Source organism: Enterobacter cloacae complex sp.6700776 (genome assembly GCF_048284255.1).
In the GTDB taxonomy this organism is placed as follows: domain Bacteria; phylum Pseudomonadota; class Gammaproteobacteria; order Enterobacterales; family Enterobacteriaceae; genus Enterobacter; species Enterobacter intestinihominis.
The window spans coordinates 19,542-40,826 of the sequence record NZ_JBLVYK010000014.1 but is presented as its reverse complement, the minus strand read 5'-3'; the positions used below and the strand labels follow the sequence as shown (position 1 = coordinate 40,826).

Here is a 21,285-nt window from a genome sequence, read left to right as displayed (position 1 = left end):
TGGCGCCTCGTCTCATTTCTGAGGAAAACCCCCATGGCCGTGGCGTTAAGCCGTGTTACGCCTGCCGTTGTTCAACGACTCCAGGTACCGGTTCAGGTACTGCTCTACGCGGGACTGTTTGTTTTTGCTGAATATCTTGTCGACTGGCTGAACCTGCCTTTACCCGCCAACCTGGTGGGAATGGTGCTGATGCTGACGCTGATCCTCTGTCGCGCGTTGCCCCTTAGCTGGGTGCGGGCCGGTGCGCGCTGGCTGCTGGCGGAGATGCTGCTGTTCTTCGTTCCGGCCGTGGTGGCGGTGGTGAATTATGCGCAACTGCTGATGGTCGACGGCTGGCGCATCTTTGCGGTTATCGCCCTTAGCACGCTGATGGTGCTGGGCGCCACCGCCTGGGTGGTGGATAAAGTGTATCGCTTTGAAATCAGCAGGCAGAAGCATGACTAACTTTCAGATAAGCGTGCTATGCCTGATTGCGACAGTCGTCATTTACTTTGCCAACAAGCGCCTGTATCGCCGCTTTCGCACGCTGCCGCTGATGCCGCTGGTCTTTACGCCGATCCTGCTGGTGCTGATGCTGGTCTTCGGCCATATCTCCTGGCAGAACTACATTGGTGAATCCCACTGGCTGCTGTGGCTGCTCGGCCCGGCGACTATCGCCTTTGCGGTGCCGGTGTATGACAACCTGGCAATTATTAAACGCCACTGGATGTCGCTCAGCGCGGGTGTCGTCACCGCGACGGTAGTGGCGGTGTGCAGCTCGGTCTGGCTGGCGCGGCTGTTTACCCTGTCTGATGAAATCCAGCGCAGCCTGGCGGTACGCTCGGTGACCACACCGTTCGCGCTGGCGGCGGCTAAACCGCTCGGCGGACAGCCGGATCTGGTGGCGCTGTTTGTGGTGGTGACCGGCGTGTTCGGCATGGCAGTGGGGGATGTGCTGTTTCTGCGCCTTTCCATTCGCGAAGGGATGGCGAAAGGGGCGGGGTTTGGCGCGGCGTCGCACGGGGCGGGGACGGCACGTTCGTATGAGCTGGGACAGCAGGAAGGCGTTGTTGCAAGCCTGGTGATGATGCTCTCGGGCGTGACAATGGTATTAATCGCGCCGCTGGTGGCGTGGGTGATGTTTTAAGTTCCCCGGCCAGAGCGACCGGGGAGAAAAGGTTTAGTGCGCGCGGCCCTGCTCAACACCCAGGCCGGTTTGCGAGCGGATAAACTGGGCGCGGAATTTCTCACGCTCCAGGTTACCCTCCGGCGAGTTGTCGGTCGCTGAGAAGAACCAGATCCCAATAAACGCCACGGCAATGGAGAACAGCGCCGGGTATTCATACGGGAAGATAGCGCTTTCGTGACCGAGGATCTGCACCCAGATGGTCGGGCCGAGGATCATCAGAATCACCGCCGTCAGCAGCCCCAGCCAGCCGCCAATCATCGCCCCACGGGTGGTCAGTTTTGACCAGTACATGGAGAGCAGAATGATCGGGAAGTTACAGCTTGCCGCAATCGAGAAGGCCAGCCCCACCATAAAGGCGATGTTCTGCTTCTCGAACAAAATCCCCAGCAGGATGGCGACGACGCCCAGCACCAGTACGGTGATTTTGGAGACTTTCAGCTCATCGCGCTCGCTTGCGCCTTTGCGGAAAACGTTGGCGTAGAGATCGTGCGATACCGCAGACGCACCAGCCAGCGTCAGCCCGGCAACTACCGCGAGGATGGTGGCGAAGGCCACGGCAGAGATAAAGCCGAGGAACAGGTTACCGCCTACCGCGTCGGCCAGATGCACCGCCGCCATGTTGTTACCGCCGATAAGCGCGCCCGCCGCGTCTTTAAACGCCGGGTTTGCCCCCACCAGCATGATCGCGCCAAAGCCGATGATAAAGGTCAGTATGTAGAAGTAGCCCATAAACCCGGTGGCGTAAAACACGCTTTTACGCGCTTCACGTGCATCAGACACCGTGAAGAAACGCATCAGGATATGCGGCAGGCCAGCGGTACCGAACATCAGGCCGAGACCGAGCGAGAGCGCGGATATCGGATCTTTCACCAGCCCGCCCGGGCTCATGATCGCTTCCCCTTTCGGGTGCACTGACATGGCTTCGGTAAACAGATTATTGAAGCTGAACCCGACGTGTTTCATCACCATAAAGGCCATAAAGCTGGCGCCGAACAGCAGCAGTACCGCTTTGATGATCTGTACCCAGGTGGTGGCCAGCATGCCGCCGAACAGGACGTACATCACCATCAGCACGCCTACCAGCACCACCGCGACGTGGTAGTTCAGACCGAACAGCAGCTCGATCAATTTACCCGCGCCCACCATCTGCGCAATCAGGTACAGCGCCACCACCACCAGCGAACCGCAGGCGGAGAGCATGCGGATGGGGCCTTGTTTGAGGCGGTATGAAGCTACGTCTGCAAAGGTGTAGCGGCCAAGGTTACGCAGGCGCTCGGCAATCAGGAACAGAATGATCGGCCAGCCGACGAGGAAGCCGAGGGAGTAGATCAGGCCGTCATACCCCGAGGTATAAACCAGCGCGGAGATCCCGAGGAACGAGGCGGCAGACATAAAGTCTCCCGCAATCGCCAGCCCGTTCTGGAAGCCGGTAATGTTGCCGCCCGCGGTGTAGTAATCGTTACGGGAGCGCACGCGTTTCGACGCCCAGTAGGTGATGTAAAGCGTTAGCACCACGAAAATCAGGAACATGATAATCGCCTGCCAGTTGGTTGGCTGGCGCTGGACCTCGCCGGTAAGGGCATCTGCCGCATGGGCAGCAAAGGGAAGTGTGGCGGCAAGCGCCGTCAGGACTCGCTTCATGATGCTTTTACCTCGCGCAGAACTTCTCTGTTAAGACGATCGAATTCACCGTTCGCACGCCAGACATACACACCTGTCAGCACAAACGAAATAACGATAACGCCAATGCCAATTGGGATGCCACGCGTAACGCTGGTTCCGGCGTGCAGCGGCGTACCGAGCCACTGCGGCGCAAAGGCGATCAGCAGAATAAAGCCGACGTAAATAACCAGCATGATGATGGAAAGGATAAAGGCAAACCGTTGCCGTTTTTCGACGAGCTCCTTGTAGTGCGCACTATTCTCTATCTGCTGACAAATATCGTTATTCATCACAGAGTCTCCAAAGGTAAGGTTGGTTTGTTTTTATCCCCTCTCCCCTATGGGGAGAGGGTTAGGGTGATGGAAGGAAGGTGCGGTCTGATGCCCTCACCCCGGCCCTCTCCCACGGGGAGAGGGAGAAACACTAGGAAGGCATTGCGATGGCCTGCTTCTCTTCGAGCAGTTTGTCCACCACGCCAGGATCGGCAAGCGTTGAGGTATCACCGAGGTTGCTGGTGTCGCCTGCTGCGATTTTGCGCAGAATACGACGCATAATCTTGCCGGAACGGGTTTTCGGCAGTGAGTCGGTCCAGTGCAGCACGTCCGGCGTGGCCAGCGGGCCGATCTCTTTACGCACCCAGTTGCGCACCTCGGTATACAGCTCTGGCGACGGCTCTTCGCCGTGGTTCAGGGTGACGTAGGCGTAGATCGCCTGGCCTTTGATGTTGTGAGGAATGCCGACAACTGCCGCTTCGGCAATCTTCGGATGCGACACCAGCGCAGACTCAATCTCCGCCGTGCCCAGACGGTGGCCGGAAACATTCAGCACATCGTCCACGCGTCCGGTGATCCAGTAATAACCGTCTTCGTCCCGGCGCGCGCCGTCGCCGCTGAAGTACATGTTTTTAAAGGTTGAGAAGTAGGTCTGTTCGAAGCGCTCATGGTCGCCGAACAGGGTACGCGCCTGGCCAGGCCAGGAATCGACGATCACCAGATTGCCCTCGGTGGCCCCTTCCTGCGGATTGCCTTCGTTGTCCACCAGCGCGGGCTGCACGCCGAAGAACGGACGGGTGGCCGAACCGGCTTTCAACTGCGTGGCGCCCGGCATCGGGGTGATCATGAAGCCGCCGGTTTCGGTCTGCCACCAGGTGTCCATCACCGGGCACTTCTCGTTGCCGATCTTCTTCCAGTACCACTCCCAGGCTTCCGGGTTGATCGGCTCGCCCACGGAACCGAGGATGCGCAGGGAAGAGCGGTCGGTCCCTTCGATGGCTTTATCGCCTTCCGCCATCAGCGCACGGATCGCCGTTGGCGCGGTGTAGAGAATGTTGACCTGATGCTTATCAACCACCTGGCACATACGCGCCGGCGTTGGCCAGTTAGGTACGCCTTCAAACATCAGCGTCGTTGCGCCGCAGGCCAGCGGGCCGTACAGCAGGTAGCTGTGACCGGTGACCCAGCCCACGTCGGCGGTACACCAGTAGATGTCGCCCGGATGGTAGTCGAAAACGTATTTAAAGGTGGTGGCCGCGTAAACCAGATAGCCGCCGGTGGTATGCAGCACGCCTTTCGGCTTACCAGTGGATCCGGATGTATAAAGGATAAACAGCGGATCTTCCGCGTTCATCTCTTCCGGCTGATGCTGGTCGCTCGCGTTTTCAATCAGATCGCTCCACCACAGGTCTCGGCCTTCGTGCCAGTCGATGTTGCCGCCCGTGCGTTTGAAGACAATGACGTTATGGATGGATTTCACGTTCGGGTTTTTCAGCGCTTCATCGACGTTTTTCTTCAGCGGAATGCCGCGCCCGGCACGCACGCCCTCGTCAGCGGTGATCACCAGCTTTGAGTTCGAGTCGACGATACGTCCGGCAACCGCCTCCGGCGAGAAGCCACCAAAAATAACGGAGTGGATCGCGCCGATGCGCGCGCAGGCCAGCATAGCCACCGCGGCTTCCGGCACCATCGGCATATAGATCGCCACCACATCGCCTTTTTTAATGCCCTGGGCCAGCAGCACGTTGGCGAAGCGGCAGACGTCGCGATGAAGCTCTTTATATGAGATGTGTTTGCTCTGAGAGGCATCGTCGCCTTCCCAGATAATGGCCGTTTCGTTGCCGCGTTCGGCAAGATGGCGGTCCAGGCAGTTCGCCGCCAGGTTCAGCGTGCCGTCTTCATACCATTTAATGGAGACGTTGCCCGGCGCGAAAGAGGTGTTCTTTACCTTCTGATAAGGTTTGATCCAGTCGAGGATGTGGCCCTGTTCACCCCAGAATGCGTCAGGGCTGGAAATGGACTGCTGGTATTTCTCCTGGTACTGCTCCGGGCTTATCAGGCAACGGTCCGCAATGTTTGCGGGAATGTCGTGTTTGTGTATTTGGCTCATGGCTTTTTTTCTCCTTGTAAGATGTTAATAATATGTCGCAAAAACGTTAATAGTAGGGGCTTTACAAGCTTTGTTTAGTATTTGGGCGACAGATCACGCAATGTCTGAAGAGTATGAAAATTGAGCGAATGAAACTTTGAAGGGAAATAATTCATCTGAAGAATTATTCACTTTTTTGTTTGTAAAAGTTTTTTCATAACAATCGGTTATTGATGTGGATTGCTATTAATTACCGTCAATGACGCTTTTTGCAGTGAAATGCCTTGTTCTTTAAGGCTTGCGCAGCATGCCGTGCAAATGATACTCATACGGCGCGTTAAAAAATCCCATAAACCAACGCAACACAATTCATACCCTTTCAGTATGTCTCCATATTCATGCAGTTTTGCTGGTGCGGAGATTTCATTGAGGAAGTCAGTTTCTATGAAAAATTTGAAAGTCAGCCTGGCCTGGCAGATCCTGCTGGCCCTTGTGCTGGGCATCTTGCTGGGCAGTTACCTCCATTACCATAGCGACAGCCGCGAGTGGCTGATTGCGAACCTTCTCTCGCCAGCGGGCGATATCTTTATTCATCTGATCAAGATGATTGTTGTGCCGATTGTGATCTCGACGCTGGTGGTCGGTATTGCCGGGGTAGGTGATGCGAAACAGTTAGGCCGCATCGGCGTTAAAACCATTCTCTATTTCGAAGTGATCACCACGGTTGCCATCATTCTTGGTATCACCCTGGCGAACGTGTTCCAGCCAGGTTCCGGGATTGATATGTCGCAGCTGGCGACGGTGGATATTTCGAAATATCAAAGCACCACCGCCGACGTGCAGAGCCATTCGCACGGTCTGATGGGCACAATTCTGTCACTGGTGCCGACCAACATTATCGCGTCAATGGCGAAGGGCGAGATGCTGCCGATCATCTTCTTCTCGGTGCTCTTTGGTCTGGGGCTTTCTTCCCTGCCCGCGACGCACCGTGAACCGCTGGTAACGGTGTTCCGCTCTATCTCTGAAACCATGTTCAAAGTTACCCACATGGTGATGCGCTATGCGCCGGTGGGTGTTTTTGCGCTGATCGCCGTAACCGTGGCGAACTTCGGCTTTGCTTCCCTGTGGCCGTTGGCGAAGTTGGTGATTCTGGTGCACTTCGCGATCCTGTTCTTCGCGCTGGTGGTGCTGGGGATTGTGGCGCGCCTGTGCGGGCTGAGTATCTGGATCCTGATCCGCATTCTGAAAGATGAGCTGATTCTGGCGTACTCCACGGCAAGCTCCGAGAGCGTGCTGCCGCGTATCATTGAGAAGATGGAGGCCTACGGTGCACCGGCGTCCATTACCAGCTTCGTTGTACCGACCGGTTACTCCTTCAACCTGGATGGTTCAACGCTGTATCAGAGTATTGCGGCAATCTTTATCGCTCAGCTGTACGGCATTGACCTGTCGCTGTGGCAGGAAATCGTGCTGGTGTTGACCCTGATGGTGACCTCAAAGGGTATCGCAGGCGTGCCGGGCGTCTCCTTCGTGGTGCTGCTGGCGACGCTGGGCAGCGTCGGTATTCCGCTGGAAGGCCTGGCGTTTATCGCCGGTGTAGACCGTATCCTCGACATGGCGCGTACCGCGCTGAACGTGGTGGGTAATGCGCTGGCGGTGCTGGTAATCTCCAAGTGGGAACACAAGTTCGACCGTAAAAAAGCGCTGGCGTATGAACGCGAGGTGCTGGGTCGTTTTGATAAAACGGCTGACCAGTGATGTAAAAATGCCGGGTGGCGGCTTCGCCTTACCCGGCCTACATAACCGTAGGCCCGGTAAGCGCAGCGCCACCGGGCAATAATTTACTCTCCGCTCAACGCATCAAACTCTTCACACCCGGTATCAAACCCTTCCGTACAGCTCAGGTTTAACCAGTAAAGCGCTTTCTGTTTATTCGGTGTGATAAAGCCTTTCTCACCCTGCCTGAACAGCATGCCTGCCCAGTACTCCGCATAGCCCGTCCGGGACAGAGCCGAACTCCGCTTGAACCACGCCGCAGCCTGCACGTCATCCTGAGGGACTTCAACGCCGTTGGCATAGATCAACCCCAGCAGCTGTTGCGCGTCTACCGCCGAGTCGCTATCGATGTCTTCGGTCGCCGTTTGCAGCAGTTTAATGGCCTGCGGGTAGTCGGTCTTGCCTGCTTGCGTGTTCACCAGCACCCGCGCCAGCATGATCGCGCCGCGTTTGCTGCCCGCAATGTTTGCCTGTTGGGCCAGAGCTTTGGCCTGTGCGTAGTCGCCCTGCGTAAAGAGGATTTGCGACAGCAGCGCCATGGCGTCGACATTGCCGCCTTTCGCCGCTTTCTCGGCCCACAGCGCGGCCTGCTTGCTGTCGCCGGAGCTGAAGTACGTATCGGCAAGATAATACTGGGCGCGCGCATCACCGGCTTCCGCCTGTTTTCGATACTGGCTGCCTATCTCATCGGCACGGGCAAAGGCGGTTAAAAATAACAACAACAGAAAAATGGCTTTCATGGATTCTTATCATCGGGGTACATGCCGCGCAGTATAATCGCGGTGACAGAAGAAAAAAACGGGGGCGTTAAGACCTCAGCATCCCACAAGCCGGGCGGAACACGCGTTCCGCCCGAAGAGGTTAGCCTGGGTTGCAGGCTAATTTCGCCGCCACCTCCTGATGTTCACTCTTTATTGAAAACTCGCAGAGCTTATCGCGAGTAATAAAGGTAAAGATCACTATCGTCAGGCAAATAATAAAGACGATGCCTAACGTAGTTTTTAATGGCGTCATGCCTTTTACTCCTTGTGAAAAATAGAATAAGAGGCTACTCTCAACCTGTTGGTAGTTGAGGGGTAGCCTCGGGTAAATGCAAATTTCCCGGGGCTTTCCACTTTCTGTCCCTCAACAATGCTCAAGACAGAAAGTCTTAAGCACCCGCCGCATATCTTATCCCTCTGAATTAAAATGCAAAGATGTAAATCTATTCTGCGTAAATTACATTATTTCTGCGAGCCGCTTTCCAGAATAATAATTTCTATTTCTTATGAATTAATCGAAAATAAAAAGGGAGTGAATATATCACTCCCTTTATTCAACGATAAATTAACGGCTTCATCCCATTGCGCTTTCACGCAGGCGGGCTTTCAGCTTGTTATATTCGTCGATCACGTACTGTTCCGCTGCGCGCTGATCCGCTATGGGCTCCACGTTTACGGCGCAGTATTTATACTCCGGCGTTTTGGTTATCGGGCTTAAGTTCTCCGTCACCAGCTCGTTACAGGCGCCAATCCACCACTGGTAGGTCATATAGACCGCGCCTTTGTTCGGACGGTCGCTGACCTGCGCGCGGGTAATGATGCGGCCTTTACGCGAGTTCACCCACACCAGCGCTTCATCTTCAATACCGAGCCGTTCGGCATCGGCGGTGTTGATCTGCGCGTAGCCCGGTTCATCCGCCAGCGCCGCCAGCGCGGCGCAGTTGCCGGTCATGGAACGGCAGGAGTAATGGCCCACTTCACGCACGGTGGAGAGCACCATCGGATACTCGTCGGTGAGTTTATCGATCGGCGCGACCCAGTCGCAGGTGAAGAATTGCGCCAGCCCGTTCGGGGTGTCGAATTTTTCTTTAAAGAGGTACGACGTTCCCTGATCCGCCTCTGACTCATCCCGACACGGCCACTGGATGTAGCCTAGCTCACCCATTTTTTCATAGGTTGCCCCATAAAAGTCCGGGCACAGATGCCGCAACTCGTCCCAGATCTCCTGGGTGTTGTTGTAGTGCATCGGGTAGCCCATGCGGGTGGCGATTTCGCTGATGATCTGCCAGTCCGTTTTCAGATCCCACTTCGGCTCGACAGCCTTGAAGAAGCGCTGGAAGCCGCGGTCTGCCGCCGTATAGACACCTTCATGCTCTCCCCAGGAGGTCGACGGTAAAATCACATCCGCCGCCGCCGCGGTTTTGGTCATAAAGATATCCTGAACAATCACCAGCTCCAGATCCTCAAACCCTTTACGCACCGCAGACAACTCGGCGTCGGTCTGGAGCGGATCTTCACCCATGATGTAGGCCGCACGCACTTCACCGTGCGCCGCGCGGTGCGGCAGCTCGCTGATGCGATACCCCGTGTGCTCAGGCAGGCTCTCCACGCCCCAGGCCTTCGCGAATTTCTCGCGATTTTCCGGGAATTTGACGTACTGGTAGCCCGGATAGGTGTCCGGCAGCGCGCCCATGTCGCACGCGCCCTGCACGTTATTCTGACCACGTACCGGGTTCACGCCCACATGCGCTTTACCCAGATTGCCGGTCAACATGGCGAGGCTGGTGAGCGAGCGCACGGTTTCCACGCCCTGGTAGAACTGGGTCACGCCCATACCCCACAGAATGGCGGCGGTTTTCGCTCCGGCGTACATCCGCGCCGCCTGGCGGATCTCCTGTGCGCTGACGCCGGTTATCGCCTCTACGGACTCCGGCGTATAGCCTTCGACAATCTTGCGATACTCTTCAAACCCTTCCGTACGGCTCGCGACAAACGCCTGGTCGTAGAGGTTCTCCTCAATAATGACGTGCCCCATTGCATTTAACAGCGCGATGTTCGAGCCGTTTTTCAGTGCGATGTGCATATCGGCAATGCGCGCGGTTTCAATTTTGCGCGGATCGCAGACGATGATTTTCGCCCCGTTCTGTTTGGCGCGAATCACGTGATTCGCGACGATAGGGTGAGAATCCGCCGGGTTATAGCCGAAGATGAACACCAGATCGGTGTTATCTATCTCATTGATGGCATTACTCATTGCGCCGTTACCGACCGACTGGTGCAGACCTGCAACCGATGGGCCGTGTCAGACGCGAGCGCAGCAGTCGACGTTATTGGTACCAATAACGGCGCGCGCGAATTTTTGCATCACATAGTTGGTTTCATTCCCGGTTCCGCGTGAGGAGCCGGTGGTCTGAATCGCATCCGGGCCATACTTGGCCTTGATGGCGCTAAGGCGCGTGGCAACATAATCCAGCGCTTCATTCCAGGAGACGGCTTCCAGCTTGCCGCCGCGCTCGCGGCGGATCATAGGGGTTTTCAGGCGCGGGGTGAGGATTTGGGTATCGTTAATAAAATCCCAGCCGTAGTACCCTTTCAGGCACAGCGTGCCCTGATTGGTTTTACCCTGCGCCGCTTCCGCCCGGACGATTTTGCCGTTATCGACCACCAGGTGGATCTTGCAACCTGAGGCACAATAAGGGCAAACCGTGACGACTTTTTTCATCACTTTGCTCCAGTTAAACAGTTCTTACCTGCCCAATATGCAGCTTCTATGCCATGTTTTTACTATGGGTATTTCCTGACTTTACGACCCTTTGCGGGGCAAAACCCTGACGAAAAACAGCCAATCGTCAAAATTGACGTGTCGAAAGGGCAGGGGATGTGACATGGATTGAATTTCCGTCACGTAAAAAACAATTCGGCTGGAGCCGGCGGCAGAATGGTTCAGACTTAACATAATTCCCTGACGGAAGCATGCGATGAAACCGGCGATTCTGGTGGTTGATGATGATGTCGCAGTCTGCGAACTGCTACAGGATGTGCTCAGCGAGCACGTCTTTACCGTGCTGACGTGTCACACCGGTCAGGAAGCGGTGAACCGTGTCCAGCAGGACTCCGGCATTGCGCTGGTTCTGCTGGACATGATGCTGCCGGATATCAACGGATTACAGGTTTTGCTGCAGATGCAAAAGCGGCGACCGTCGCTACCGGTGGTGATGCTGACGGGGCTGGGAAGTGAATCAGATGTGGTCGTTGGGCTGGAAATGGGCGCTGATGATTACATCGGAAAACCGTTCAATCCGCGCGTGGTGGTCGCCCGCGTTAAGGCGGTGCTGCGTCGTACCGGCGCGCTGGCCGCGGAGCCTGCCGCGCCGCGCGTTGAGGGTATTGCTTTTAACGGCTGGACGCTGGACACCACCCGCTGCGAGCTGAGCGATCCGCAGCGTAATACCGTGCCGTTAACCCAGGGCGAATATGGCCTGCTGCTTGCATTAACGCAAAACGCCCGCCGGGTACTGAGCCGTGAACAGCTGCTTGAACTGACCCACAGCGAAAGCGCTGAGGTCTTTGACCGCACTATCGACGTGCTGATCATGCGGCTGCGGCGAAAAATTGAGGTCAATCCGCACCAGCCTCTGCTGATCAAAACCATTCGCGGTCTGGGCTATGTTTTTGCCACGGACGTTTCCCATCATGAGAAAGCCGCCTGACCGTTCTCCTGAATAAACGTCTGAAGCTCGGCCAGCGTTTTCGCGCCGTCAATTGCATTAGCCGCCAGCAGGCTGGCCCGCGCGCAGGCGTGCGCCAGATAAATACTCTCCGTCAGCGGCAGGGATTCATGGCAGCCGTATAAAAAGCCCGCGCAAAACGCGTCGCCCGCGCCGACGCTGCCGATAATCTCGTCCTGCGTCAGCTTCCACGACGGAACCCATTGCCCTTTTTCACCCGGCGATTCACCCCATGCCCCTTCCGGACAGTGGATCACCACCCGCTGCCGCACGCCTGCCGCCAGCAGCTGTGCGGCAGCGTCGGCGATATGGGCCATGTTCAGCGCATCATGGCTGTCGCGGATCTCAAGCCCGCTAAACTCACCGGCTTCCAGCTCGTTAATCACCAGATAATCAAGATGGCGCAGGGCAGGGAGCACCAGCGGCTGATAGCGCGGGTCGCCCTTGCGGGACACCAGATCGAGCGAGGTTTCATACCCCTGATCGTGCATCTGTGCCAGTAACCGCGCGCTGCGGGTGCCGAATTCGTCATCCGGCATGTCCAGGCTGTCGAGCAGCAGCAGATAGCCGAGATGGAAGATCTTCAGCGATCCGTCTAAACGATCGAAGGCGGGAAGATCCAGCAGGCGGTTGGCGCCCGGCGAGTGGAAAAAGGTGCGCTGTCCGCTGGGGTCGGTCATCACCTGCGACATCGACGTTGGGGAGAACGTCGTGCGCTGCACGCGCTGGCGATTGACGTGATACTGGTCGAGCATCGCCAGAATATAGTCTCCGTCGCTGTCTTCCCCAATCAGCCCCACCGCCTGTAACGGCAGGCCGACGTGCATTTTCGCCAGCGTCAGCAGAACGTTGAGCGGCGCACCGCCGGTTGAGCGTTCGCTGTGGGTGATTTCTGCCAGCCAGCCGCGCTCCGGCCACTGTACGATCTGGTGGACGTGATCCACCAGCATATTGCCTGCGGCGACGATCCCTTTGCGTTCCATTAGGCCTGCCCCGCACTGCCGAAGATGCGCATCTGTTCCGCAACCGTATCGGTAATGGCCTCTTCAATGCCCAGCAGCAGCTCGGCAAACTCATCGTAAAGCGGTTGGCGGTTCGCCATGCGTTGCTCAACGGCGGCAAGTGCGGCCTGCGACATGCCGGTATAGAAATTGATTTTATGAATACCGAGTTCAATGGCGCGGCGGATATCAGTGTCGCTTATGCCAGAGCCACCGTGTAAAACCAGCGGCAGGCCCGTCTGCTGGCGAATGGCGTCCAGACGCGGAAAATCAAGCTTCGGCTCGCCCTTGTATTTGCCGTGCGCGTTGCCAATGGCAACCGCCAGCGCATCGATGCCGGTTGAATCAACAAATTCGCGCGTCAGTTGCGGGTCGGTAAAGAAGGCCTCATCCGCATGACCGTACAGCGCGCCACCTTCATCCCCGCCTACCGCGCCCAGCTCCGCCTCTACCGAGACGCCCACCGCGTGGCACATCTTCACCACTTCCCGGGTCTGGCGGATATTTTCCTCATAGCTCAGCGTGGAGCCGTCGAACATCACCGAGCTGAACCCTAAACGCAGGGCGCGCACCACCGCCTCAAAATGCAGGCCGTGGTCGAGGTTCAGCACCACGGGAATATCGTGGCGGGCAGCTTCGAATTTCACCGCTTCCACCAGCGACTCCAGAGACACGTACTTAAAATGCACTTCGGCGATGTTGATGATAAACGGCGAGCGTTCCTGCTTCGCGGCGGCAAACAGCGCGCGCAGAAAATGGGAGTCGAGCACGTTGAACGCGCCCAGGGCGTAGCGGTGTTCCCTGGCGTGGGCCAGACCGTCGGCAAGAGAAATCAATGGCATCATTCACTCCTTATATCCGAAAGAGGGTGTACTCGTTGCACAGCACCAGCACCGCCGGTTCGTCTTCTTCAATGGTGTTGTAGCGGTCAATGGGCTGTAAAAAGTGGTTGTCGTGTTCATCGTCATTGACCGACGACACTTCGCCCACCAGCACATCACCAAAGCCGCGTTCACCCCAGAAGCTATGGTACAGGCCGGGCGTCAGGCAGATGCTCTCCCCTGGCGTGAGGCGCAGCTGGCTGCCGGGCATGTGCGTCTGCCGACAGCCATCTATCGTGACGGTCACGTCGGTGTTTTCGGTCTCTTCATGCGCACCCGCATTCCATAACTCAATAATCAGATTCCCGCCGCCGCGGTTAATGATGTCCTCCCGCTTGCGCCAGTGAAAATGCATCGGCGTCACCTGGCCGTCGCGGACATGCATGATTTTTTCGGCATAGCACTTTTCATAGGGCACGCCGTTGGGGGAGCCGTTGCGCAGGGTGAAAAGCGTCAGGCCCTGGGTGGCAAAGCTGTTGCCGCCGAACGCCGTCACGTCCCAGCCGAGCCTGAGGTCAAACACCTCCTGCCAGGCGGCCTGGTCAAGCTGCTGCCATTTTGTCGGCGGAAAGCTGGCAAAAGGGGGGAGATGCACGTCGTGCATGGAGAAGAACTGCCGTGTGTGGCCGAGGATTTCATTGATGTCGGAGCGTTTCATGGGGACTCCTTACTTTTTTTGCCGCCCCCTCACCCTAACCCTCTCCCCAAAGGGGAGAGGGAACTTGAACACCCTCTCCCCAAAGGGGAGAGGGAACTTGAACACCCTCTCCCCTTTGGGGAGAGGGCCGGGGTGAGGGGCTTACTTAACCGTCCACCCCTTATACGTGCCGACGTTCTTTTTATCGATCATCGTCACCGGGATCAGCACGGGCTCTTTCGGCGCAGGTTTGCCCTGAAGAATGTCATAGCCGATCTCCACCGCCTTCGCCGCCATCACCTGCGGATCCTGCGCCGGGGTAGCAACAAACAGCGAGTTTTCGCGCTTCAGGGCTTCTTCACCATCCGGGCTGCCATCCACGCCAACGATAAAGAATTCGTTGCGTTGAGCCTGTTTAGCCGCCAGATCGGCGCCGATCGCGGTCGGATCGTTAATCGCGAATACGCCGTCGATCTTCGGATTGGCCGCCAGCAGGGAGGTCATGACCTCCAGGCCGCCTTCGCGGCTGCCTTTGGCGTTCTGATTATCCGAGAGCACTTTGATATCCGGGTGGCGCCTGAACTCGGTCTGGCAGCCCTCCACGCGGTTTTGTACCGCAGAAACCGGCGGTCCGTTGATGATCACCACGTTGCCTTTACCTTTCAGGCGGTCGGTAATGTACTTACAGGCCATTTCTCCCGCCTGAGTGTTATCGGAGGTGATGGTCGCATCGGCCCCTTCCGCCGCCACGTCCACCGCCACGACCACGATCCCCGCCTCTTTAGCGCGTTTTACCGCGGGGCCGATCCCTTTGGAATCCGCGGCATTGAGGATGATCATGTCTACTTTCGCCGCAATGAAGTTATCGATCTGCGACACCTGCTGGCCCAGATCGTACCCGCTGGAGACCAGCGTCACCTTGACGTTGTCCCCCGCCAGCTTGCGCGCTTCCAGCTCGGCACCTTTGGTGATCTGCACGAAGAACGGGTTAGCCAGGTCACCCACCGTCACGCCGATGGATTTCAGATCTTTTGCCTGCGCAAACGGGGTTGCGGCCAGCAGCGCGCCAGCACAGAGCGCGGTCACTAAGGGCTTCAATCTCATGCTGTATTCCTCACGTAGGGTATTGTTGTTATGCACTTTGATGGTGTCGGGTACGGTATTTGTCGATCAGCACCGCTATGATGATCACCGCCCCTTTGATCACCAGCTGCCAGAAATAGGAGACGCCCATCAGCGTCATGCCGTTGTTGAGGGTGGCGATGATCAGCGCGCCCACCAGGGTGCCGGTGATCGTGCCGATCCCGCCGACGAAGCTGGTGCCGCCGAGGATCACCGCCGCAATCGCATCCAGCTCGTACCCCGTGCCGAGGTTGCCGTTGGCGCTGTAGAGACGTGAAGCGCTCATCACGCCGCCTAAGCCCGAGAGCAGGCCACTCATGCCGTAGACAAACAGCAGCACCAGCCAGACCTTAATGCCGGTTAAGCGTGCCGCCTGCATATTGCCGCCGACCGCATAGATGTGAACACCGAGGGTGGTGCGGCGCAGGATGAACCAGCACACCACAATCACCGCCAGGGCGATCACCACCAGCCACGGAATCGGGCCGAGGTAGTTATTGCCGATCCACTCGAAGTTAATGTTGGAGTTAATAACCGTCGTGCCGTCCGCCAACAGGTAGGCCGCGCCGCGCAGCGCCGTATAGGTGCCGAGCGTGACGATAAACGGTGGCAGCCCGGCGAAGGCCACCAGCGCACCGTTGAACAGCCCCAGCACCATACCGAGCATCAGCGCCGCCGGAATGGAGAGCATCGCAAATTCAGGGATAAGCGAGACCACCATCGCCGCCACTGCCGTGGTGCCCAGAATCGAGCCCACGGAGAGGTCAATCCCGCCGGTCAGGATGATGAAGGTCATCCCGGCCGCCAGCACAATGTTGATCGACGCCTGCCGGGTAATGTTGAGCAGATTACTCTCGGTGAAAAAGTTCGGGGCGATAAAGCCAAATACCGCCACAATCAGGATTAAAATCGGCAAAATGCCGATCGTTTGCATCAGATCGCTCATCAGCATTTTTTTGGCGGAGGCGGATTTCGCCACCTGCTGCGGATGGGTTGGAGTTGCCATAATTACACCGCCTGATGATGTGTGTCGTTCACGCCGGTTGCCAGCGTCATGATGTTTTCCTGAGAGATGTCGCGCCCGTGCAGTTCACCCGCAATGCTGCCTTCCCGCATCACGTACACCCGGTCGCTCATCCCTACTACTTCCGGCAGCTCGCTGGAGATCATCAGAATCGCAACGCCTTTGCGCGCCATCTGGTTCATGATGCGGTAGATCTCGCTTTTTGCGCCGACGTCTACGCCGCGCGTGGGCTCGTCCAGAATCAGAATGCGCGGGCCTATCGCCACCCAGCGGGAGATCAGCAGTTTTTGCTGGTTGCCGCCGGAGAGCCCGCCCGCGCGCACCTGTGAATGGGGCACGCGGATATTGAGCAGGGCGATGGCGTCATCGGAAATCGACTGCGCTTTTTTGCGGTTCAGCCAGCCGAAGGTGGCGTCGCGCTCCAGCGTCGCCATAGTGATGTTCTCCTGCGCCGCCAGCTCCAGAAACAGACCTTGCTCCTTGCGGTTCTCGGTAAGAAAACCGATGCCGTTCTCAATGGCCGCGCGCGGGGAGTGGATCACCACCGGTTCGCCGTCCACCTCAATCATGCCGCCGGTGGCTTTGCGCACGCCGAAGATCAGCTGCGCCAGCTCGGAACGCCCGGCCCCGACCAGCCCCGCCAGTCCGACGATTTCACCGGAGCGCACCTGCAAACTACAGGGCTGCACTTTTTTGCCGTCGGTGAGGTGGTGGACGTTAAGACGCGGGCTGCCGAGGGGAATATCGCGCTCTTTGTTAAACAGATCGCTGAGCGGACGGCCCACCATCATGCGCACCAGCTCGGAGGCGTTGAGCCTGTCGCGCGTCAGGCTGCCGACGTATTGCCCGTCGCGCAGCACGCTGACGCGGTCAGAGAGTTCATACACTTCCGCCATCCGGTGGCTGATGTAAATAATCGCCATGCCTTCATCGCGCAGGCGCAAAATCAGTTCGAACAGACGGTGGGTTTCGCGCGAGGAGAGGGCGGCGGTAGGTTCGTCCATCACCAGAATGCGGCTGTTGCGGTGCAGGGCGCGGGCGATCTCCACCTGCTGTTGCTCGGCGATGGTCAGTTTCATGACCAGGTCGGTGGCGCTGAACTGCGCACCGAGGCGGTCAATGACCGCCTGCGCCTGGGCAGCCATCTCTTTGCGCTGGACCAGCCCGCCGCGCGACAGCTCGCTGCCGAGAAAAATGTTTTCTGCCACGGTCAGGTTAGGAGCAAGCTGCATCTCCTGATAAATCAGGGTAATGCCTGCGGCCAGCGCATCTTTCGGACCTTTGATGTGAAATGGCTTGCCGTCGATGAGGATGTCGCCGCTGCTGGCGGTATAGGCGCCTGCGAGGATCTTCATCAGCGTGCTTTTTCCGGCGCCGTTTTCCCCCATCAGCGCGTGGATCTCACCGGGGAAAACCGTCAAATCCACGCCCTTGAGCGCGTGGAAATTGCCAAACGTCTTGGCAATATTGCGCATCTCTAAAACCGGGGTTCTGCTCATGGCGGATCTCCTGTGAATGTCGATATCTGCACTTCATCACAGGCGCGTAAATGCAAAATGTCAGAAGCTGTTCATATTTGTCATAGTTATGAATAGCTAATCGCCATCACATTTTCCTTTTCCCTCTCCCTGTGGGAGAGGGCCAGGGTGAAGGCACCAATCCGCAGAGGAGCCCAAACCCATGTCTTCACGCCCCCCGTTCTTCACCAGCGCCCGCGGACGCCTGCTGATTTTTAATCTGCTGGTGGTCGCCGTCACGCTGATGGTGAGCGGTGTGGCGGTGCTCGGCTTTCGTCACGCCAGCCAGATCCAGGAGCAGGTCCAACAGCAAACGCTGGATGACATGACCGGCAGCATGAACCTCGCCCGTGATACCGCAAATGTGGCAACGGCGGCGGTGCGGCTGTCGCAGGTGGTCGGTGCGCTGGAGTACAAAGGCGAAGCCGAGCGGCTGAAACAGACGCAGATGGCGCTGCGCCACTCGCTGGATCAACTTGCCGATGCGCCGCTGGCGCAGCAGGAGCCGGCGCTGGTGGCGCGAATTATTCGCAGGAGTAATGAATTACAGCAGAGCGTGACGGGAATGCTGGAGCGCGGGCAAAAGCGGCATCTGGAGCGTAACGCGCTGCTCAGCTCGCTCTATCAAAGCCAAAGCTACCTGCGTCATTTGCAGGATATCAACCGCCGTTACGCGAGCAATGTGCCAGACGCCCGACAGCTTGCAGAGATGGACAGGTTGATCGTTGCCGCCATTGATACCCCTTCACCGCGCGCCACGGTGCAGCAGCTGGATGCAGTAACCGCGGGGTTACCCGCGAGCGCCCTGCAACCGGTGGCCAACCTGGTGCTCCCGGATTTTAATGATGAGCTGCGCAAGCTCGCACCACTGTCGACGCAGCTGGAGGAGAGCGATCTGTCCATCAGCTGGTACATGTTCCACATCAAGGCGCTGGTGGCGATATTAAACAGCGACATTAATCAGTACGTTGAACAGGTGGCGCAGGCTTCCCGGCTTCGCACGGCCCAGAGCCATCACGAGCTGCAATCCATCAGCGTGTTTATCAGCATCTTCGCGGTGCTGGCGCTGATCATCACCGGCTGTGCCTGCTGGTATATTTACCGCAATCTGGGCTCCAACCTGACGGCTATCTCAAGGGCGATGTCGCGTCTCGCTCATGGGGAGCAGGATGTGTCGGTGCCCGCGCTACAGCGGCGTGATGAGCTGGGGGAACTGGCGCGCGCGTTTAACGTTTTCGCCCGCAATACCGCTTCGCTGGAGCACACCACGCGGCTGCTGAAGGAGAAGACCTCACAGATGGAGGTTGACCGCATCGAACGTCAGGGGCTGGAGGAGGCGCTGCTGCACAGCCAGAAAATGAAGGCGGTCGGGCAACTGACGGGTGGCCTGGCGCATGATTTTAATAACCTGCTGGCGGTGATTATCGGCAGTCTGGAGCTGACCGATTCGGCATCACCGGACGCGCCGCGCATCACCCGTGCGCTTAAAGCCGCGGAACGCGGAGCCATGCTCACCCAGCGTCTGCTGGCCTTCTCGCGCAAGCAATCCCTGCATCCACATGCGGTAGAGATGAAGCCGCTGCTGGAGAACCTGAGCGAGCTGATGCGGCACTCGCTTCCCGCCACGCTGACGCTGGATATTGAAGCGCAAACCCCGGCGTGGCCCGCATGGATTGACGTCAGCCAGCTGGAAAACGCCATTATCAACCTGGTGATGAACGCCCGTGATGCAATGGAGGGGCAAAACGGTGTGATTAAAATTCGCACCTGGAACCAGCGCGTGACCCGCAGCGACGGGCGCAGGCAGGATATGGTCGCGCTGGAGGTGATTGACCAGGGCTGCGGGATGTCGCAGGAGGTGAAATCGCAGGTCTTTGAACCGTTCTTCACCACCAAACAGACCGGCAGCGGCAGCGGGCTAGGGCTGTCGATGGTGTACGGCTTTGTGCGCCAGTCGGGTGGTCGCGTTGAGATCGAAAGCGCGCCGGGGCAGGGAACCACCGTGCGGCTCCAGCTGCCGCGCTCGACGCTGCCCGCGTTCTCCGATGATGTCGTGCTGGCGACCACGGCCCCGGCAGAAAGTGAGCTGCTTGTGCTGGTCCTGGAAGATGAGGCGGGCGTGCGGCAGACCCTGTGCGAGCAACTGCACCAGCTTGGCTACCTGACACTTGAAGCCGAAAACGGCGAGCAGGCGTTGAACATGCTGGACGCATCACCGGATATCGGTATGTTTATCAGCGACCTGATGTTGCCGGGCGGCCTGAGCGGTGCGGAGGTGATCGGCCATGTACGCAGCCACTATCCGCAGTTGCCGGTTCTGCTGATCAGCGGGCAGGATTTGCGCCCGGCGCATAACCCGCAGCTGCCGGATGTTCCGTTACTGCGAAAACCGTTCACCCGCGCACAGCTGGCGCAGGCGCTGCGCAAGGTGAGGGTAATTTGAGATTCCTCCGCTACTCCCGCTAACAGCCAGTCATTACTTTAAGGCCAGTTCACCTGCGAGTCTGGCCTTATGAAACGTTACTCTACCGTCCTGTTATTTGGTCTGCTGACTTTAACCAGCCAACTGGCGCATGCCGATGTGATTGATGATGCTATTGGCAATATTCAGCAGGCGATCAACGACGCCTATAACCCCGGCAGCAGCCGTAATGACGATGACGACGATCGTTACGATCGCAGCCGTCAAACCGACAGCCGCCAGTACGACGATCGTCGCCGGCAGTTAGAAGACCGACGCCAGCGCTTAGACGAGCGTCAGCGGCAGCTGGATGACGACCGGCGTCGGTTAGAGGAGGATGAGCGCCGGTTGGAAGACGATTACGATCGCGGCTAAGTGCGGCCTGTTGCCCTCACCCCAACCCTCTCCCACGGGAGAGGGAGAAAACCTAATCCAGCACCAGTACCATCCCGTCATACCCCGCTTCAATGCCGTCCGGCAGCGGGTTATCCATCATCCAGACGTCAAACTGATGGCTGATATGCGTCAGGATCACCTGCGGACAGCCAATCACCTCGTTCAGCGCAATCACCGTATTCAAATCACAGTGGTTGCGCGGCGTCTCCTGGCGCGGTTCATGGCTACAGTCAATAATCATCGCCTGCGGCTGATTATTTAGCAGAAACGTCACCGTTTTATCCGGTAGCCCGGCGGTATCAGAAAGCCACGCCACGCGGCTGTGGGCAGACTCCAGCAGATAGCCAAATGTGAGTTTTGAATGGTTGAGCGGCAGCGGCGTGACCCGCAAGCCCTGAAGTTCAAACGTCACAAACGGCTCCACCGTGTGGCTGAAATCCAGAAGGCCCGGATGTTTGAACAGGTCGTCACAGCCTGCGTCGTCCGGCGGACCGTAAACCGGAATGGTCGCCCCCACGCCCCAGCGCAGAGGAAACAGCCCCTGAACGTGATCCATATGATAGTGGGTAAGCAAAAACTGCCTGAAACTCCCTGCGGGCCAGTCGTCCATCAGGTGTGGAATACCTGCGTCCAGCAAGGTGACCGCATCGTTGAATTTCACCGCCGCGCTGCAGGGGCGACGGCGATAATTTTCCTGTAAACGCGCCCGTCGGCACGCCGCGCAGTCGCAGCCAAACACCGGCACCAGCTGCGCCCCTCCGGTTCCTGTCAGCGTGATCGTCAGACTCAT

The 21,285-nt window shown here is 57.8% G+C and carries 19 protein-coding genes; 6 read left to right on the top strand and 13 right to left on the bottom strand.

Annotation, left to right across the window (positions count from 1 at the left end; genetic code table 11):
- Positions 1-33: 33 nt before the first annotated feature.
- Positions 34-444, top strand: coding sequence for a CidA/LrgA family protein (locus ACNQ0T_RS17565; protein ID WP_022646760.1), 411 nt, complete (start codon positions 34-36; stop codon positions 442-444).
- A complete protein-coding gene (locus ACNQ0T_RS17560; RefSeq protein WP_022646761.1) occupies positions 437-1,126 on the top strand; it encodes an LrgB family protein in 690 nt (229 codons plus the stop codon). The genes ACNQ0T_RS17565 and ACNQ0T_RS17560 overlap by 8 nt, the downstream gene beginning before the upstream one ends.
- 33 nt (positions 1,127-1,159) lie before the next feature.
- On the opposite strand, the gene actP is transcribed toward ACNQ0T_RS17560, so the two are convergent.
- The 3 genes from actP to acs form a co-directional block, all read right to left on the bottom strand.
- A complete protein-coding gene (gene actP, locus ACNQ0T_RS17555) occupies positions 1,160-2,809 on the bottom strand; it encodes a cation/acetate symporter ActP (protein WP_023299099.1) in 1,650 nt (549 codons plus the stop codon).
- Positions 2,806-3,120 carry a DUF485 domain-containing protein gene (locus tag ACNQ0T_RS17550; RefSeq protein ID WP_038415083.1) on the bottom strand — a complete coding sequence of 105 codons (315 nt, stop codon included), beginning with the start codon at positions 3,118-3,120 and terminating at the stop codon, positions 2,806-2,808. Before ACNQ0T_RS17550 ends, actP begins: the two co-directional genes overlap by 4 nt.
- A 133-nt stretch (positions 3,121-3,253) precedes the next feature.
- Positions 3,254-5,212 (bottom strand): acetate--CoA ligase, encoded by a 1,959-nt coding sequence (gene acs, locus ACNQ0T_RS17545; protein ID WP_023299100.1) that lies wholly within the window; start codon positions 5,210-5,212, stop codon positions 3,254-3,256.
- Positions 5,213-5,635: 423 nt separating this feature from the next.
- Here acs and gltP point away from each other — a divergent pair, with 423 nt between their 5' ends.
- Complete coding sequence (gene gltP / locus ACNQ0T_RS17540; protein WP_022646765.1) at positions 5,636-6,949, top strand: glutamate/aspartate:proton symporter GltP; 1,314 nt, start codon at positions 5,636-5,638, stop codon at positions 6,947-6,949.
- 83 nt (positions 6,950-7,032) lie between these two features.
- On the opposite strand, the gene ACNQ0T_RS17535 is transcribed toward gltP, so the two are convergent.
- The 3 genes from ACNQ0T_RS17535 to fdhF all read right to left on the bottom strand — a co-directional run bounded on the left by ACNQ0T_RS17535 (position 7,033) and on the right by fdhF (position 10,450).
- Complete coding sequence (locus ACNQ0T_RS17535) at positions 7,033-7,707, bottom strand: tetratricopeptide repeat protein (protein ID WP_038415085.1); 675 nt, start codon at positions 7,705-7,707, stop codon at positions 7,033-7,035.
- Positions 7,708-7,828: 121 nt separating this feature from the next.
- Complete coding sequence (locus tag ACNQ0T_RS17530) at positions 7,829-7,981, bottom strand: Hok/Gef family protein (protein WP_046618234.1); 153 nt, start codon at positions 7,979-7,981, stop codon at positions 7,829-7,831.
- A 321-nt stretch (positions 7,982-8,302) separates the two neighbouring features.
- The gene (gene fdhF / locus ACNQ0T_RS17525) at positions 8,303-10,450 is read right to left on the bottom strand and encodes a formate dehydrogenase subunit alpha (RefSeq protein WP_080298763.1); all 2,148 of its coding nucleotides are present in this window, start codon (positions 10,448-10,450) and stop codon (positions 8,303-8,305) included.
- A gap of 256 nt (positions 10,451-10,706) precedes the next feature.
- Here fdhF and ACNQ0T_RS17520 point away from each other — a divergent pair, with 256 nt between their 5' ends.
- Positions 10,707-11,438 carry a response regulator gene (locus tag ACNQ0T_RS17520; RefSeq protein WP_022646769.1) on the top strand — a complete coding sequence of 244 codons (732 nt, stop codon included), beginning with the start codon at positions 10,707-10,709 and terminating at the stop codon, positions 11,436-11,438.
- Here the strand turns inward: ACNQ0T_RS17520 and ACNQ0T_RS17515 are convergent.
- From ACNQ0T_RS17515 to ACNQ0T_RS17490, 6 genes are all read right to left on the bottom strand, one after another.
- Positions 11,420-12,439 (bottom strand): carbohydrate kinase family protein, encoded by a 1,020-nt coding sequence (locus ACNQ0T_RS17515; RefSeq protein ID WP_058646401.1) that lies wholly within the window; start codon positions 12,437-12,439, stop codon positions 11,420-11,422. The two genes, ACNQ0T_RS17520 and ACNQ0T_RS17515, sit on opposite strands and share 19 nt — an antisense overlap.
- Entirely contained in the window at positions 12,439-13,299 is an 861-nt protein-coding gene (locus tag ACNQ0T_RS17510; protein ID WP_417930281.1) for a ketose 1,6-bisphosphate aldolase, read from the bottom strand. The genes ACNQ0T_RS17515 and ACNQ0T_RS17510 overlap by 1 nt, the downstream gene beginning before the upstream one ends.
- 10 nt (positions 13,300-13,309) lie before the next feature.
- A complete protein-coding gene (locus ACNQ0T_RS17505; protein WP_126314489.1) occupies positions 13,310-13,996 on the bottom strand; it encodes a D-lyxose/D-mannose family sugar isomerase in 687 nt (228 codons plus the stop codon).
- Positions 13,997-14,137: 141 nt separating this feature from the next.
- Complete coding sequence (locus tag ACNQ0T_RS17500; RefSeq protein WP_003860240.1) at positions 14,138-15,079, bottom strand: ABC transporter substrate-binding protein; 942 nt, start codon at positions 15,077-15,079, stop codon at positions 14,138-14,140.
- A gap of 28 nt (positions 15,080-15,107) precedes the next feature.
- The gene (locus tag ACNQ0T_RS17495; RefSeq protein WP_108368011.1) at positions 15,108-16,103 is read right to left on the bottom strand and encodes an ABC transporter permease subunit; all 996 of its coding nucleotides are present in this window, start codon (positions 16,101-16,103) and stop codon (positions 15,108-15,110) included.
- Between the two features lie 2 nt (positions 16,104-16,105).
- Positions 16,106-17,620, bottom strand: a complete 1,515-nt coding sequence (locus ACNQ0T_RS17490; protein WP_022646773.1) for a sugar ABC transporter ATP-binding protein — start codon at positions 17,618-17,620, stop codon at positions 16,106-16,108.
- Between the two features lie 181 nt (positions 17,621-17,801).
- On the opposite strand from ACNQ0T_RS17490, the gene ACNQ0T_RS17485 reads away from it, so the two are divergent.
- Positions 17,802-20,081: an ATP-binding protein gene (locus ACNQ0T_RS17485; RefSeq protein ID WP_417930273.1), complete on the top strand. Its 2,280-nt coding sequence runs from the start codon at positions 17,802-17,804 to the stop codon at positions 20,079-20,081.
- Between the two features lie 69 nt (positions 20,082-20,150).
- On the top strand, positions 20,151-20,474 hold the full coding sequence (yjdP, locus tag ACNQ0T_RS17480; RefSeq protein ID WP_126490747.1) for a DDRRRQL repeat protein YjdP: 324 nt from the start codon (positions 20,151-20,153) through the stop codon (positions 20,472-20,474).
- 52 nt (positions 20,475-20,526) lie between these two features.
- On the opposite strand, the gene phnP is transcribed toward yjdP, so the two are convergent.
- Entirely contained in the window at positions 20,527-21,285 is a 759-nt protein-coding gene (phnP, locus tag ACNQ0T_RS17475; protein ID WP_161177877.1) for a phosphonate metabolism protein PhnP, read from the bottom strand.

Excerpts from the sequence above, each read along its gene's own strand:
- ACNQ0T_RS17565 (WP_022646760.1), top strand. The coding sequence starts at position 34 with ATGGCCGTGGCGTTAAGCCGTGTTACGCCTGCCGTTGTTCAACGACTC.
- ACNQ0T_RS17560 (WP_022646761.1), top strand. The coding sequence starts at position 437 with ATGACTAACTTTCAGATAAGCGTGCTATGCCTGATTGCGACAGTCGTC.
- actP (WP_023299099.1), bottom strand. The coding sequence starts at position 2,809 with ATGAAGCGAGTCCTGACGGCGCTTGCCGCCACACTTCCCTTTGCTGCC.
- ACNQ0T_RS17550 (WP_038415083.1), bottom strand. The coding sequence starts at position 3,120 with ATGAATAACGATATTTGTCAGCAGATAGAGAATAGTGCGCACTACAAG.
- acs (WP_023299100.1), bottom strand. The coding sequence starts at position 5,212 with ATGAGCCAAATACACAAACACGACATTCCCGCAAACATTGCGGACCGT.
- gltP (WP_022646765.1), top strand. The coding sequence starts at position 5,636 with ATGAAAAATTTGAAAGTCAGCCTGGCCTGGCAGATCCTGCTGGCCCTT.
- ACNQ0T_RS17535 (WP_038415085.1), bottom strand. The coding sequence starts at position 7,707 with ATGAAAGCCATTTTTCTGTTGTTGTTATTTTTAACCGCCTTTGCCCGT.
- ACNQ0T_RS17530 (WP_046618234.1), bottom strand. The coding sequence starts at position 7,981 with ATGACGCCATTAAAAACTACGTTAGGCATCGTCTTTATTATTTGCCTG.
- ACNQ0T_RS17520 (WP_022646769.1), top strand. The coding sequence starts at position 10,707 with ATGAAACCGGCGATTCTGGTGGTTGATGATGATGTCGCAGTCTGCGAA.
- ACNQ0T_RS17515 (WP_058646401.1), bottom strand. The coding sequence starts at position 12,439 with ATGGAACGCAAAGGGATCGTCGCCGCAGGCAATATGCTGGTGGATCAC.
- ACNQ0T_RS17510 (WP_417930281.1), bottom strand. The coding sequence starts at position 13,299 with ATGCCATTGATTTCTCTTGCCGACGGTCTGGCCCACGCCAGGGAACAC.
- ACNQ0T_RS17505 (WP_126314489.1), bottom strand. The coding sequence starts at position 13,996 with ATGAAACGCTCCGACATCAATGAAATCCTCGGCCACACACGGCAGTTC.
- ACNQ0T_RS17500 (WP_003860240.1), bottom strand. The coding sequence starts at position 15,079 with ATGAGATTGAAGCCCTTAGTGACCGCGCTCTGTGCTGGCGCGCTGCTG.
- ACNQ0T_RS17495 (WP_108368011.1), bottom strand. The coding sequence starts at position 16,103 with ATGGCAACTCCAACCCATCCGCAGCAGGTGGCGAAATCCGCCTCCGCC.
- ACNQ0T_RS17490 (WP_022646773.1), bottom strand. The coding sequence starts at position 17,620 with ATGAGCAGAACCCCGGTTTTAGAGATGCGCAATATTGCCAAGACGTTT.
- ACNQ0T_RS17485 (WP_417930273.1), top strand. The coding sequence starts at position 17,802 with ATGTCTTCACGCCCCCCGTTCTTCACCAGCGCCCGCGGACGCCTGCTG.
- yjdP (WP_126490747.1), top strand. The coding sequence starts at position 20,151 with ATGAAACGTTACTCTACCGTCCTGTTATTTGGTCTGCTGACTTTAACC.
- phnP (WP_161177877.1), bottom strand. The coding sequence starts at position 21,285 with ATGAGTCTGACGATCACGCTGACAGGAACCGGAGGGGCGCAGCTGGTG.